10 protein-coding genes and 1 pseudogene are annotated in these 13189 nt (G+C 50.2%); 5 read left to right on the top strand and 6 right to left on the bottom strand.

What is annotated here, in order from left to right; all coding sequences use genetic code 11:
• A pseudogene (locus tag BZG82_RS08540) lies at positions 1–301 on the top strand (TrmB family transcriptional regulator); the annotation flags it as partial.
• A 22-nt stretch (positions 302–323) separates the two neighbouring features.
• On the opposite strand, the gene BZG82_RS08535 reads toward BZG82_RS08540, so the two are convergent.
• On the bottom strand, positions 324–2303 hold the full coding sequence (locus tag BZG82_RS08535; protein WP_158075989.1) for an ATP-binding protein: 1980 nt from the start codon (positions 2301–2303) through the stop codon (positions 324–326).
• Positions 2304–2654: 351 nt separating this feature from the next.
• On the opposite strand from BZG82_RS08535, the gene BZG82_RS08530 reads away from it, so the two are divergent.
• Positions 2655–3035 carry a DUF6404 family protein gene (locus tag BZG82_RS08530; RefSeq protein WP_077480503.1) on the top strand — a complete coding sequence of 127 codons (381 nt, stop codon included), beginning with the start codon at positions 2655–2657 and terminating at the stop codon, positions 3033–3035.
• Between the two features lie 88 nt (positions 3036–3123).
• Here the strand turns inward: BZG82_RS08530 and BZG82_RS08525 are convergent, their stop codons facing one another.
• From BZG82_RS08525 to BZG82_RS08515, 3 genes are all read right to left on the bottom strand, one after another.
• Positions 3124–4146, bottom strand: a complete 1023-nt coding sequence (locus BZG82_RS08525; protein ID WP_077765610.1) for an NADP-dependent oxidoreductase — start codon at positions 4144–4146, stop codon at positions 3124–3126.
• 70 nt (positions 4147–4216) lie between these two features.
• Complete coding sequence (locus BZG82_RS08520; RefSeq protein ID WP_077765609.1) at positions 4217–5374, bottom strand: iron-containing alcohol dehydrogenase; 1158 nt, start codon at positions 5372–5374, stop codon at positions 4217–4219.
• A gap of 191 nt (positions 5375–5565) precedes the next feature.
• Positions 5566–6171 carry a TetR/AcrR family transcriptional regulator gene (locus BZG82_RS08515; RefSeq protein ID WP_077765608.1) on the bottom strand — a complete coding sequence of 202 codons (606 nt, stop codon included), beginning with the start codon at positions 6169–6171 and terminating at the stop codon, positions 5566–5568.
• 1107 nt (positions 6172–7278) lie between these two features.
• Between BZG82_RS08515 and BZG82_RS08510 the strand changes: the two genes are divergently transcribed.
• The 3 genes from BZG82_RS08510 to BZG82_RS08500 all read left to right on the top strand — a co-directional run bounded on the left by BZG82_RS08510 (position 7279) and on the right by BZG82_RS08500 (position 9917).
• A complete protein-coding gene (locus tag BZG82_RS08510) occupies positions 7279–7578 on the top strand; it encodes a DUF6916 family protein (RefSeq protein WP_069587868.1) in 300 nt (99 codons plus the stop codon).
• A gap of 188 nt (positions 7579–7766) precedes the next feature.
• Complete coding sequence (locus BZG82_RS08505) at positions 7767–8198, top strand: hypothetical protein (RefSeq protein WP_077480495.1); 432 nt, start codon at positions 7767–7769, stop codon at positions 8196–8198.
• Positions 8199–8372: 174 nt separating this feature from the next.
• The gene (locus BZG82_RS08500; RefSeq protein ID WP_069587865.1) at positions 8373–9917 is read left to right on the top strand and encodes a BCCT family transporter; all 1545 of its coding nucleotides are present in this window, start codon (positions 8373–8375) and stop codon (positions 9915–9917) included.
• A 73-nt stretch (positions 9918–9990) separates the two neighbouring features.
• Here the strand turns inward: BZG82_RS08500 and BZG82_RS08495 are convergent, their stop codons facing one another.
• Together BZG82_RS08495 and BZG82_RS08490 are read right to left on the bottom strand one after the other, a co-directional pair.
• Positions 9991–11394 carry an aspartate aminotransferase family protein gene (locus BZG82_RS08495; RefSeq protein ID WP_077765607.1) on the bottom strand — a complete coding sequence of 468 codons (1404 nt, stop codon included), beginning with the start codon at positions 11392–11394 and terminating at the stop codon, positions 9991–9993.
• A gap of 32 nt (positions 11395–11426) precedes the next feature.
• Positions 11427–12986: an NAD-dependent succinate-semialdehyde dehydrogenase gene (locus BZG82_RS08490; protein ID WP_077765606.1), complete on the bottom strand. Its 1560-nt coding sequence runs from the start codon at positions 12984–12986 to the stop codon at positions 11427–11429.
• Positions 12987–13189: the final 203 nt, after the last annotated feature.

Below are 13189 nucleotides of genomic sequence, written 5' to 3'. Positions count from 1 at the left end.
TCCTAGCATAGAGCACTATTCACGCTCAGAAGAGAAAGAGAAACGTTACCCCTCTCATCGGTTTATGCTGGTTGTTGATATGAAAAAAGCGATGGTGTTTTCACATCGAGCAGAAGTATTGGGTCTTTATTCAAACAATCGGCTATTAGTAAAAATGATTTCTGAGCACATACATAGCGATATTTACTTGACTGAATATGAGAAATCCGAACCCGAAAAACGCTGTCGTATTGGAACCATTCATGAATTGGAAAATGATATGGTTGTCGATAATAAAAAATGGTTAGAGAATGAAATTTGAATAGCGCGAACATACGCTCAATTTACGGCGTGCCCTCACTGTTGGATGCGACGCGTTCGGGAGCGCTAAGCGGTAGGGTAATAGTGAAGCAGCTCCCACGCGCAGGCTCACTTTTCACCTCAATACGGCCGCCAAGTACGCCGGTGACAAGGTTGAAGGTAATATGTAGGCCAAGGCCCGAGCCGCCTTGGCCGAGGCGGGTGGTGAAGAAAGGATCAAAGATGCGTTTTCTCACGTCATAGCTCATGCCTGCCCCATTATCACGGACGGTGATGTGCACTAAATCGGTTGATGATTGTGTGGCATAGATTTGAATACGACCTTGCTCTTTCGATGCAAAGGCGTGAATGAGTGCGTTGTTGATCAAGTTGATCAATATTTGCGAGAGAGCCCCCGGATAGCTATTAAGCTGCATGTTGTCAGGAATATCGACATCAATTTGGTGTGGTAAACGTTGGAGCGTAGGACGTAACGACAATAGGACTTCATTGACCAGATGGTGCAAGTCGAATTCCCGTCTCAGATCGCTGGTTTGATCAACGGCAAGCTGCTTAAACGCGCGAATGAGCTCGGACGCGCGCGCCATATTGCGCTCAATAATACGTGTACCTTCATCAACGTGAGTAAGAAATTGGTTAAGGTCATCGCGGGTAATGGGCTTTTCGAGCTTGTGTACAAATTCTTGTTTTACTCCCAGAATGGAGGTCGCCGACATCAGTGCGTTGCCTATGGGGGTGTTCAGTTCGTGGGCAACCCCAGCCACGAGCGACCCTAAGGACGATAGTTTCTCGTTTTGCACTAATTCATCTTGAATCGCTTCGAGGCGAGTTAATAGTGACTTGAGTTTATCACCATAGGCATTCACTGCATGGCGCAGCTCTCCTACTTCGTTCATGTTGTCGACCGTCAACTCTTGAGTGGTTTCCCCGTCTATCAACTCCCAAATCTGTGTGGTCGTTTGCTGAATCTTATCCAGTAGATTCCGGGCAGTAATGGCGGCGATAATCCCCACAACGAGCAATAGTCCGCCAATGGCAAACATCAGGAACAGTCCCATGCTGTCAGCCGCCGCGGTCATTTTGCTTTTGGGCACGACGAGACCAATCACCCAATCGACTTGAGGATATTTAATAATATGAACGTAGGCGGCTTCGTTTAGCACGCCATCGCTCTCTATCGTAATCAGTTGGCTATCTTGGAGAGATTGACTTGCTTGCAGCGCTTCTTGCAGCCAAGGGAGTTCCTGCTCTAACTCGGTAGCCGTTCGCAGGGTATTTCGATATGGGTTAAATGTTACTGCCGATTCGGGAAAGCTTATCGCCTTGTTATTGGCGTCCAGAGCGAATACATAGCCGTCGTTTTCTTTGCCATACCGAGCCAGTATGTCGGCAATGCCATCCAGTCTCATGTCGACCGTTGCCACCCCAACAAAGCGCTCATTTTCTTTCATGGGTACGGTACAGGTAATCATCGGCTCTTTGGTAAAAGGGTCAATATAAGCGTTAGACCAACTGCAGCGATCGTTAGGCGCCTGTTTTCCTACTAGGTACCAGCTTTCATTGTGGTAGCCCTTGCCATCAGGATCGTTGTAATCATCATAGTATTCCATCTCGGGTCCTGTGCGGCCCCAAAAAAAGCTACGCCGCTCTACGCCGGGAGTGAAGGTGTTGGGCTCCGGCCAGATCCCGCCACCGGCAATGGTAGGATCGCCATGATTGTTAAAGAGTGGAGGGAAGAGGCTACGGAATAGCGCTTCGTTTTTGGGAAGGTTGGTGCTCTTTAAGGCGATCGTACTGGTTAAAAGCTCGATCTGTCCAAGCTTGGCATCGAGTAAGTCAATTAATGCATATTGGTTGAGGCTGATCCGCTCTTGTCGCTGCTCAATCAGATCAGGTTTTACTTTCCATTCCAGCACCGCAAAAATAGTCAGTAGCGCCAACACCAGAACCACTGCAAATCCGAGGTTAATCTGATGACGGATCATGAGAGCGGGTTTGGCCATTGTCGATACATCCTCTTTTCTCAGCTGACGCAGATAAAAACCAAGTACCTGCGACCAGCCCTGCCAAATCATGCTGACGGTAGTCGAGTCGTTCCTTTAGTGTAGTTGGCTGCTTAGGCTTTGTGATGATGGACGGCGTACGTAACGATACGGGTGAGCAGGTATAAAATGACGAGAATGTTAGATAGAACGATGAGATATCCATAAAGTTGGCCAGCTATTGTGGCCGATAACCTGAACGAATAGATGACCATCTGGCTGATTTAAAACCGCTTAAAGATAATTGAGAATCGTTTGCAGACAGAATTTGTATTATTATGCGTGCAGGTAGTTGTAGATAAAGGACCTGTAGTGCAAAAGGTTGAGTTTGTTCAGTTGTATTTATTAAGGATGGGTATTCCACGCGTGCTTACTCAAACGGCAACTAATCCTATTTCTCGGTTACTCTTCCCCACCGAGAAACCCTTAGTTTTTCAGTCTCCGGTGAGCGTGTTTTTTTATCACGGCCTCGTTTTAGGTTATGTGTGGGGCGCTTGGTTATGGCTCATGTTCGCCATTGTTAAGCCGGGAGAATGGACCATAATGACCTATCTTATTGCCTCAACCTTTTATGGTGTGCTGTTAGGGATGTTTCGAGCACTGAGAGTGGTTTGGGCTCATAAGCGACTGGGGAGGATAAGTTGGGAAGAGTGGTGCCAAAAACATCATGGACTCGCGAGCCAAGACCTTTAAGATCGCATGTCTGAATAAAACCCCCTTAGCTATCCATCGCTAAGGGGGAGGCAGGGTTTTCGGTATTACGAAATAAAGCGTGTGAGCTCTATTTAATATTGACGACCATCTTGCCGAAGTTGCGGCCTTCGAGTACATCAATGAGTGCTTGAGGCGCTTGCTCAAAGCCATCCACCGAGTGTTCACGGTAATGGATTTGGCCTTCGCCGACCCATTTGGCCATGTCGTGAGCGAACTCAGGATAACGGTGTGCGTAGTCATCAAAAATGATGAAACCTTTCACTGTTAGGCGCTTGACCAAGATGGTGCCCATTAGTTGCGAAAGACGATCTGGGCCTTCTGGCAGGGCAGTGCTGTTGTATTGAGATACCAAGCCACACACGGGAATGCGTGCGCCGGTGTTAAGCAGTGGCATCACCGCATCAAATACCTTGCCGCCGACGTTTTCAAAGTACACATCAATGCCTTGTGGGCAGGCTTCGGCAAGCTGCTCGGCAAAGTTATCGGCTTTGTGATCGATACAGGCGTCCACACTGAGGTGTTCACGGGCGTATTGGCATTTGTCTTCACCACCGGCAATCGCGACTACGCGGCAGCCTTTCAGCTTACCGATTTGTGCGACGGTCGCACCAACGGGGCCGGTTGCGGCAGCCACTACCAGGGTATCGCCCTCTTTGGGCTGGCCGATATCTAATAAGCCCATGTAGGCGGTGAAGCCGGGCATCCCCAAGATCCCAAGCGCGTATGAAACCGGCGCGAGATCGGGGTTAAGTTTAAGCAGGGTATCGCCATCGACGACCGAATGGGTTTCCCAACCTTTGTAGGCCAATACCCAATCACCCGTCTGGTAATCGGCGTGGTTAGATTCCAACACTTTACCCACGGTGGCACCGACCATCAGGCCATCAATCGCTACCGGCTCTGCGTACGATTTGGCATCACTCATTCGACCGCGCATGTAAGGGTCAATTGATAGGTGATGGTTTTCAATCAGTACATCCTTGTTACCCAGTGCGGGAATGGCGACTTCTTCTAAGCGAAAGTTCTCGGCAGTGGGTGCGCCAACCGGGCGTGATGCGAGAACAAAACGTTGATTTGTTAATGCTGACATGGATTCCTCCCTTGAAGATGGGAAAAGAGGCGGCTGGCTTAGTACGCCTCATCATGAAATAAAACGGAGATTACAGCGCGGCTTGAAGCACGCGGCGGCAAACGTCCGGCGTCACATCGCCATGTTCACCGAGCTGGGTCATGCCGTGTTGAGTCAGGCTTTCAATCAAGGGCTCAATCGCGGTTTCATCCAGATCGTAATCGCTCATGCGTGTTTTCACGTTCATGCGCTCGAAAAAGTCGCGTGTTTTCTCAATCGCTTGCTGCGCTTTTTCGGCTTCGCTGCCTTGGTCAATATGCCAAACACGTTCAGCAAATTGTGCGAGCTTGGCTTGTTTTTGCTCAAACTTCTCATTGAGCATTGCAGGCAGCACCACGGCAAGGGTTTGTGCGTGATCCAAACCATGTAGAGCGGTCAGTTCGTGACCCAGCATATGGGTTGACCAGTCTTGCGGTACACCCACGCCAATCAAGCCGTTAAGCGCTAAGGTGGCTGTCCACATCAAGCTCGCACGCACGTTGTAGTCTTCTGGTGTTTCCAGCGCTTGTGGGCCAAGCTCGACGAGGGTTTGTAGTAGGCCTTCGGCGAATCGGTCTTGTACCGGCGCATTGGCTGGGTAGGTCAGGTATTGCTCCACGACATGAACAAACGCATCGACCACGCCGTTACCGACTTGGCGAATCGGCAAGGTGTAGGTTTTCACCGGATCCAATACCGAGAACTGCGGGAAGACTAGCTCGCTCATAAACGGCAGTTTCGCTTGCATTGACTCACGGGTCACCACCGAGCCTTTGTTCATCTCAGAGCCGGTTGCCGGCAAGGTGAGCACGGTGCCAAATGGCAGTGCCGCTTCTACTTTACCGCCCATGCTGGTGAGAATGTCCCACGCGTCGCCGTTATATTTCGCGGCTGCTGCAACGAACTTGGTGCCATCGATCACTGAGCCGCCGCCCACGGCGAGAAGGTAGTCATAGCCTTCAGCACTCACTTTCTCGACCGCTTTCATCAAGGTTTCAAAGCGTGGGTTGGGTTCAATACCACCAAACAGGCCAAACTGACGCTGACCCAATGCTTGTTCTACTTCATCCAAGGTGCCTGTTTTTCGTGCACTTTGGCCGCCGAATAACACGAGTACTTTGGCATCGGCCGGGATGAGCCGATCCAGCTCGGCAATCTTACCTTCGCCAAAAACGATACGTGTGGGATTGTAGAACTCAAAGTTGTTCATTGCTCATCCTTCCTTTTATTGTGCTTGATGGTATCAAGCGTTTATTTAAATTAGACCGGTCGTCTAGTTAATGCCGGTTAAAAACCCGCCTTGGCGGGTTTCGGGATGATGGTGGGGTAGCAACCTGTGTTACCGCCACGCATCAACTGCTATTTATTGGTTACTGTCGTGCTGGGTAGAGCACAACATGATTAATCGATCAGTCCGAGCTTTTCTTCAGTGATGGTCATCGCTTGCGCGAGATGACTGTCGTTACGATGCAGCTTGGTCAGTAAGCTGGCGCCGAGCCACAGTTGATATAAGGTTGTCGCGGTGGTCAGCGCCGTTTGGTTATTAAACTGATCGCTGGCTTGGGCGAGCGTAGTCGCCAAGCAACCAATCAATTGATCGGTGCCATCACGCAGTGCCAGCCGCATTGGCTCGGATAAGTCCGCAACTTCTGCACTCAGCTTGACGACCAAACACGTTTGCACCGGATCCAAACTACAGTATTGTGCTTGCCAGCGACTGAAGTAGCTGTGCACACGTGCAATGGGAGAGAGCGAGCTATCTGTCAGTAAGCGATTCACATCCGCAATGTAGCAAGCAAAATAGTGGTCTAACACGGCTTGGCCGAATTGTTCTTTCGACGCAAAGTAGTGATAAAAAGACCCTTTGGGTACGCCCGCTTGTTTGAGGATGGCGCTTAGGCCAACGCCGCTAAAACCAAATTGTGCCATCACGTTCACGCCCGTCTCCAACAGGTGCTGGTGGGTCGCGTTATGACTGGTCGTTTCATGAGTGCTGCTCGATTTCATGTCGACTAGCATAATCAAGATTAGACCGGTCGTCTAGCGGTGAGGGAACATTTTTATTTTTGGTGTCGAACGGTGGCATAAATTGGGCCGGTATGCTGTGCGAAATCCCAGTTTATGTCGGATTTATTACAGTGTTCACAGTTTAAACGTCATGCAGTGGCGCAGGAGCAAAACTGTGCTTTACTCAAAATGTCAGCTGAGCTGACACACAATTTGGTAAATGATCAGCGCGCAGTGACGCGCCAAAAAGAGTTAAGTCCCCGTTGATGTCAGGAACCCATGAAGACACCTTGTTTGCCGCCAGCCAGGCATTTGAACACAAGACCATGCGGTTAGGACGCTCAACATAGTGAGCAAGCGGGGCAGTGCAACAACAAGTTTCATTGACCAACGACCAACAAAGGAATCCATCCGCGAAGCCGCTCGATTGAGCGGCTTTTTATTGTTGTGGGTTGCCGAAAGGTTCCCCAACTGTGTCGCAAGCACACTTCCTCTCCTGATAAGGTTTCCGCAACGTCGCAGTGAGTTATTCTGTTGACCAAACGTGAACAAGGTTGCTTTCTGCAAGTATTTGTAATAAGAATAGAGATAACGTGATTTTCAACACTTTACGTTTATGACTGAGGGGGCGGTTTGTCCATTCCCCATTACATAGACGTGCAATGCCCTACAAAGGTGTTCGGGCTGACAGTTGAATCATCGCGCTTCAGCGCTCATCTCGAGTGCTTATTAAGTTCCGCACTGTTCGTGCTATCGCTGAACGAGTGCAATAACCATAGCGATAAATATCGTTCATTAATCTGATAGGAGAGGTGTTCGATGCACAATAAAAGTAGACGTTTGTGGTATTACTACAAATCTAAAACGGATAAAGCACGTAGCGTTAAAACGCGCAGTTAATTTGTCCAACCGTAAGCAACAAGGCAACCATGGGGTTGCCTTTTGTGTTTTTGGTAAGGGGTAATGTCTTGAACAGAGGCTTTGCTCGATAAATGTGCAGAAAATTTGCTAAGCTGTTGTGCATTGACGAATTTTTATTCTAACCTTATTTACAGGTAGGTAGATAAAGAGACTCACGAACCCTGTCTAGGGTCGCAGGGAGGTGTTATGAATGTACTATCTTGTCAGCACGTTAAAGCGCTTATTGATCAAACCATTACCTTGATTGATGGCACAGACACGGAATATGCGATGACCCTAATCCGCATCGATGAGCATGAGGGCAACGGTGAAACCATTGATGATCAACTGGTGGAAAACTTTAGCTTAGTGTTGAAAGGCCCAGAGGATACCCGATTTCCACAAGGTAATTACTTGCTCTCGCACCCCGATCTCGGCGAGCAAATCTTGCACATGTTACCGGCGGCAGAGGATACCTACACGATTACCATTAACACCCGCGCATAGTGAATCGTTCATCCAACAAGAGGGGTCCCGCGCGCCCTCCTTTCCCGACTCTTCAATCGTCTATTACTCACTGCGCCTCGCAAAATTGATTAAATAACGACCAATCAAGGAGTTATTTGCACCTTCCCGTAGCTTAGTAGCACGAAATAAGTAGAATAGAGCCGTTAAGCTAGCAGTATGGAGGTAGCATGTTTGCCTGGCTGAGTGGCTTATTCGAAAAAGAACAACTGCAGTCAGTTGTCTGGGTTCGGGACATCATGGCCAGTAACCGCAAAGGCAGTTACGCCAAGTACAAGAACTATTACGACCGCCACGTTAATCGTATTTTAAAAAATTATCACAAGGATTTTCTCCGCTTTGAAAAGTTTGCGGCACGCAATTATAAGTACAGTGACCAATCTGTGTTTATGGCGATTAAAACCGCAAGTTATGCCTTTCAACTTGGACAGCTCAAGGTTGCAGCCTGTCTTACTGCAGCCGTGATATCAAAGTGTAATCGCGCAAAGCAAACCGATACGCAGGTTCACCCCAAGTTGTATCGTGCTGCAGTGACACTGCATAAGAAGATCTTGGAAACCGGCAAGTCATCGCGTAAGGCGTCAGACAAAGAGCCGGCTTAACGGGTCGAATTTTGCGCAGTTAATAAAAATGTCATAAACCTATTCAGCCCGCACCACGGCTGAATAGGTGATGTCTGTCACGTTTTTATCGTTAGTGTTCGATGCAATTTATGCTGGTCATTCGTTCGCCACACTGATAGAGTGCCGCCCCTCACACACCTTGTGAGCGAACTAATGCTTAAATCTACACAAAATAACGATCGACTTGTTGCCGTCTTTACTATCGGCTTTGTCGCTCTCTTCCTTGCCTTTGCCCTGTTTGACCTCGAACATTTTTCCACTGTGATTCAGTCGCTGTTTGCTGAATCTGCCAACCTTTTTGGTTACTGGTGGCAGTGGCTAATGGTGATCAATTTCGTGCTGGCGCTAGCCATTGGCGGCAGTAAATTTGGTAAGTTGAAACTGGGCGCCACCGATACCGTCTCAATGAGCCGTTTCCGCTGGGTTGCGATGATCATGTGTACTCTGCTTGCGGGCGGCGGTGTTTTTTGGTCAGCGGCTGAACCCATCTACCACTTTATGACGCCTCCTCCGGCGTTAGGTGAGATGGAAGCCGGCGCGATGCAAACGGTCGCCCCTGCGTTAAGCCAAAGCTTCTTCCACTGGGGCTTTTTAGCTTGGGCAGTGTTGGGCACCTTGGCGACCATCGTGCTGATGTATGCCCACCACCAAGCAGGCGTGCGTTTACGTCCTCGTGCGCTGTTATATCCGCTGCTCGGTGACAAGCTAGAAAATCACTGGTTAGGCTCTGTGATTGATGCGTGTTCTATCATTGCCGTTGCGGCGGGCACGATTGGTCCGATTGGCTTCCTTGCCACCCAGTTGGGTTACAGCTTGGAAAGCTTTGTCGGTATCGAGAACACCATGTCGATGCAAATGCTGATCTTGGCCGCGGTAGTGGCGATTTACTCTATTTCCGCCTTTACGGGAATGGATAAAGGTCTGCAATGGTTAAGCCGGATGAATGTGATTGGTGCGGCTGTACTGCTTGCTGTTGTGATCGTACTGGGTCCAACGGGCTTTATCTTTGAGCAGTTTGGTGCTGGCTTTAGCTATTACCTTAACAACATGCACACGCTGGCACTCAACACCGATAACGGCAGCTGGAATGCATGGTGGACCTGGTTCTTCTGGGGCTGGTTCATTGGTTTTGCACCCATGATGGCCATCTTTATTGCACGCATCTCGAAAGGCCGTTCTATTCGTGAACTGATCTTTGCCGTTGCGATTTGTGCACCGATTGCGACTAACTTCTGGTTCTCAGTACTGGGTGGTACGGGTATTTTCTATGAGTTGCAGTCTCCGGGCAGCATTTCCGGTCCGATGGCGGACGCGGGTTTGCCGGCGATCTTGATTGCGTCGCTATCACAATTGCCGTACAGCGTGGTATTGATCCCAGCCTTTATGCTGTTGACCACCACCTTTGTGGCGACCACAGGTGACTCCATGGCGTATTCCATTGCGATGGCTGTCTCTGGTGACAATCAACCGACACGCGCGCATCGCCTATTCTGGGCGATTGTCATGGGCGTGGTAGCCGGAGTGCTCTTGCTGGCCGGTGAAGGTGGCTTGAATGCGTTGCAGTCGTTCATTGTGATCACAGCTGTGCCTGTCTCTTTCTTGATTGCGTTTACTTTCATTACCGGCCCAATCGCGGTGATGCGAATGCAAAAAGAGAAAGAAGCGAATCTTGCGCTAGAGCCTGCGACAGCAAGCTAAGCGTGGGATACGCCATCGATAAAAAAGCGCCGATTATCGGCGCTTTTTTGCGTTTAGGAGTGGTGATGCTCTGTTACTTCGGTTGCCATTGTCCGCTAGTGACCAGTTTATCCATCACCTTGTCGACCGCGACTTGTGCTTTGGCGACAATTTCATCGACTTCGTTGGGTGTCACCACTAAAGGTGGCGCAAAGCCGAGAATATCGCCGTGTGGCATCGCACGGGCAATTAAGCCTTGCTCCAAGCACGCGGCAGCAACTTGTGGTCCCACTTTCAGGTTGGGATCAAAGTGGCTACGATTGGCGCGATCGGGCGAGAACTCAAGCGCATGGAGCAAACCAATTCCGCGGCTATCGCCAATCAATGGGTGATCCGCAAAAGCGGCTTGCATCTTCATTTGCAGGTACTCACCCGTGGTTGCAGCATTTTGGGTAAGGTTTTCGCGCTCGATGATGTCTAAGTTACATAGCGCGGCGGCCGCGCCCAGTGGGTGGCCTGAATAGGTGTACCCGTGACCAATGGCTCCCCATGCATCGGTACCGTCTTCCAGCACATCCCACACCTTGTGACCGATCATCACCCCAGATAGGGGTTGATAAGCGGAGGTTAAGCCTTTGGCAACGGTGATCAGATCAGGCTTCATATCATAGTAAATCGAGCCAAAGTCACTGCCAATACGGCCAAAGCCGCATACCACTTCATCGGCGATCAGCAGAACGTCGTACTTATCTAGGACCTTGCGAATCGCGGTCCAGTAACCTTCTGGTGGCGGCACGATGCCTCCGGTGCCAAGCACGGGTTCGGCAATCATCGCGGCGACGGTATCAGGGCCTTCCGCAAGGATCATTTTCTCGAGTTCATCGGCACAATGTTGTGCAAACTCAGGCTCTGTCATGCCGCTGTCTTCACGACGATAATAGTAGGGTGCCATGGTGTGCTTGATACGCTCTATGGGCAAATCAAAATGCGCATGGAACAAAGGAAGCCCTGTTAACGACCCGGATGCGATACTGGAGCCGTGATAGCCGCGATCGCGAGAAATGATTTTCTTTTTCTCGGGTTTGCCGCGAGCGTTGTTGTAGTACCACACCAGCTTGATTTGTGATTCATTGGCATCACTGCCCGACATGCCGTAATACACCTTGCTCATGCCCGGCGCCATCTTGATGAGTCGCTCAGACAAGGTCACCAGTGCTTCGTTGGTGTGGCCCACATAGGTGTGATAGTAAGCGAGCTTTTTGGCTTGCTCATAAATGGCATCGGCCATTTCTTCGCGGCCGTAACCAATGTTCACGCAATACAAGCCCGCAAACCCGTCAATCAGCTCAATACCTTCTGAATCGGTGATGCGAATCCCTTTACCTGTCTCAATCACTCGGCCAGGCATTTCGCCGTGGGCGTACTGCTTCAAGTGTGTTGATGCGTGGAAGACGGTATTTCTGTCTTTTTCCAACAAAGCTTTCGTTTCTGGACGCATGATCAGTCTCCTTATCCTTACGCAAACCTCAATTAGCTGCCGCTCACGGTGGGCAGGCCACCCAAACAGTAGTATTTAATTTCACTAAACTCGTCGATGCCGTAACGGCTCCCTTCACGGCCTAAGCCTGATTGTTTGACGCCGCCAAAGGGAATAGGGTGTCCGGTCATCTTCACTGAATTAACGCTGACCATGCCGACTTCAAGACCGCGCAGACAGCGCCAAATATCACGAATGTCATTACCGTAGACATAGGCGGCTAAGCCGTATTCAGTGTCGTTGCCCATGGCAATGGCCTGGTCGAGATCATCATAGGCAATGACCACGGCCACAGGGCAAAAGGTTTCTTCTTGATACACCAACATATCGGGTGTCACTTTGGTGACTAGGGTGGGTGCAAAGAAGTTTTCGCCGAGATTTGGGTTAAGCTTGCCGCCAACCACGGTGGCGCCTTTGGCGATGGCGTCATCCACTAAGGCTTGCGCTTTATCCACCGCGCGAGAGGAAATCAATGGACCAATATCCGTGCTGGGTAACAAGCCGTTACCCACTTCAAGTTCGTCCATTAATGCCGCAAAGGCATCGACAAAGGCTTGGTACTTGTCACTTGGCACCAAGATTTTGTTCGCGGCGAGGCAGTCTTGTCCTGAGGTTTGAAATTTCGCATCGATGGCGGCACGTGCCGCTTGCTGAATATCCATGTCTGGCAGGACGATAAAGGGCGCATTACCGCCAAGCTCCATGGCGCATTTTTTCACTGTGTGAGCGCTTTGCTCGAGCAGCAGACGGCCGACACGGGTTGAGCCGGTAAAGCTCATCGCTTTGACTTTGTCGCTTTGACAAAGCTGAGTTGAAACCATGGGGGCATCACCCATGATCACGTTAAATACACCGGCTGGGATCCCTGCGCGTTCCGCAAGCTCGGCTAATGCGAGGGCGGAGAAGGGCGTTTCTTCCGCAGGTTTAACGATCACGCTGCAGCCAATAGCGAGTGCCGCTGCCGCCTTGCGCGTGATCATTGCGCTGGGAAAATTCCACGGGGTGATCAAAGCGGCAACGCCAATGGGTTCACGTAAGGTCGCAAGGTGAGCGTTGGGAATATGGCTTGGCATAGTGTCGCCGTAAACACGTTTTGCTTCTTCTGCAAACCAACGTATAAAAGACGCACCATAGGCAATTTCGCCTTCGGCTTCGCGAAGTGTTTTGCCTTGCTCGAGCACCATCAAATGCGCGAGATCGTGTTGGTTGTCCATCACTAAGTCATGCCATTGCATTAAGCGTTCCGCGCGGGTTTCGGCCGACTCCGCACGCCACAGATGAAATGCCGCTTGCGCATCGTCTATGGCTTGATTGACTTGTGCAGCGCTCAGTGAGGCGGTATAGCCCAGAATTTCTCCCGTGGCTGGATTCAACACGGGCGTATCGGCGTCGCCATTCACCCACTTGCCATTGCAGTAGGCGAGCTGTCGAAATAAACGCTGATCGTCGAGATACGCGAGTACATCTGAACTTGCTTTACCGGCCACGTCGTGACGCAGAGCATTGGCGGCGGTACCTGTGTAGTTAAGATCGCGTGATTGGAATACGGTCATACTCCCTCCTCATCGTAAAGCAGCGACGCTGCCTATCAGCGCTTGCCTACATTTACTGTATGCAAAGTGCACGCGACAGGTTTTCTGTTAGAACTGGCGATCGGCAAAATTTTTTCTGAAACGAGGGAAAGGCAGAAGAAAATTTTCTGGTGATAACAAAAACACCGATTGAGCGCGATAAATGGCGATATATAAGGTGTCGG

The sequence above is a fragment of the Salinivibrio sp. PR5 genome (genome assembly GCF_001996085.1).
GTDB classification, from domain to species: Bacteria; Pseudomonadota; Gammaproteobacteria; order Enterobacterales; family Vibrionaceae; genus Salinivibrio; species Salinivibrio proteolyticus.
The sequence above is the reverse complement of the archived record's forward strand: the minus strand, read 5'-3'. Positions and strand labels throughout refer to the sequence as shown.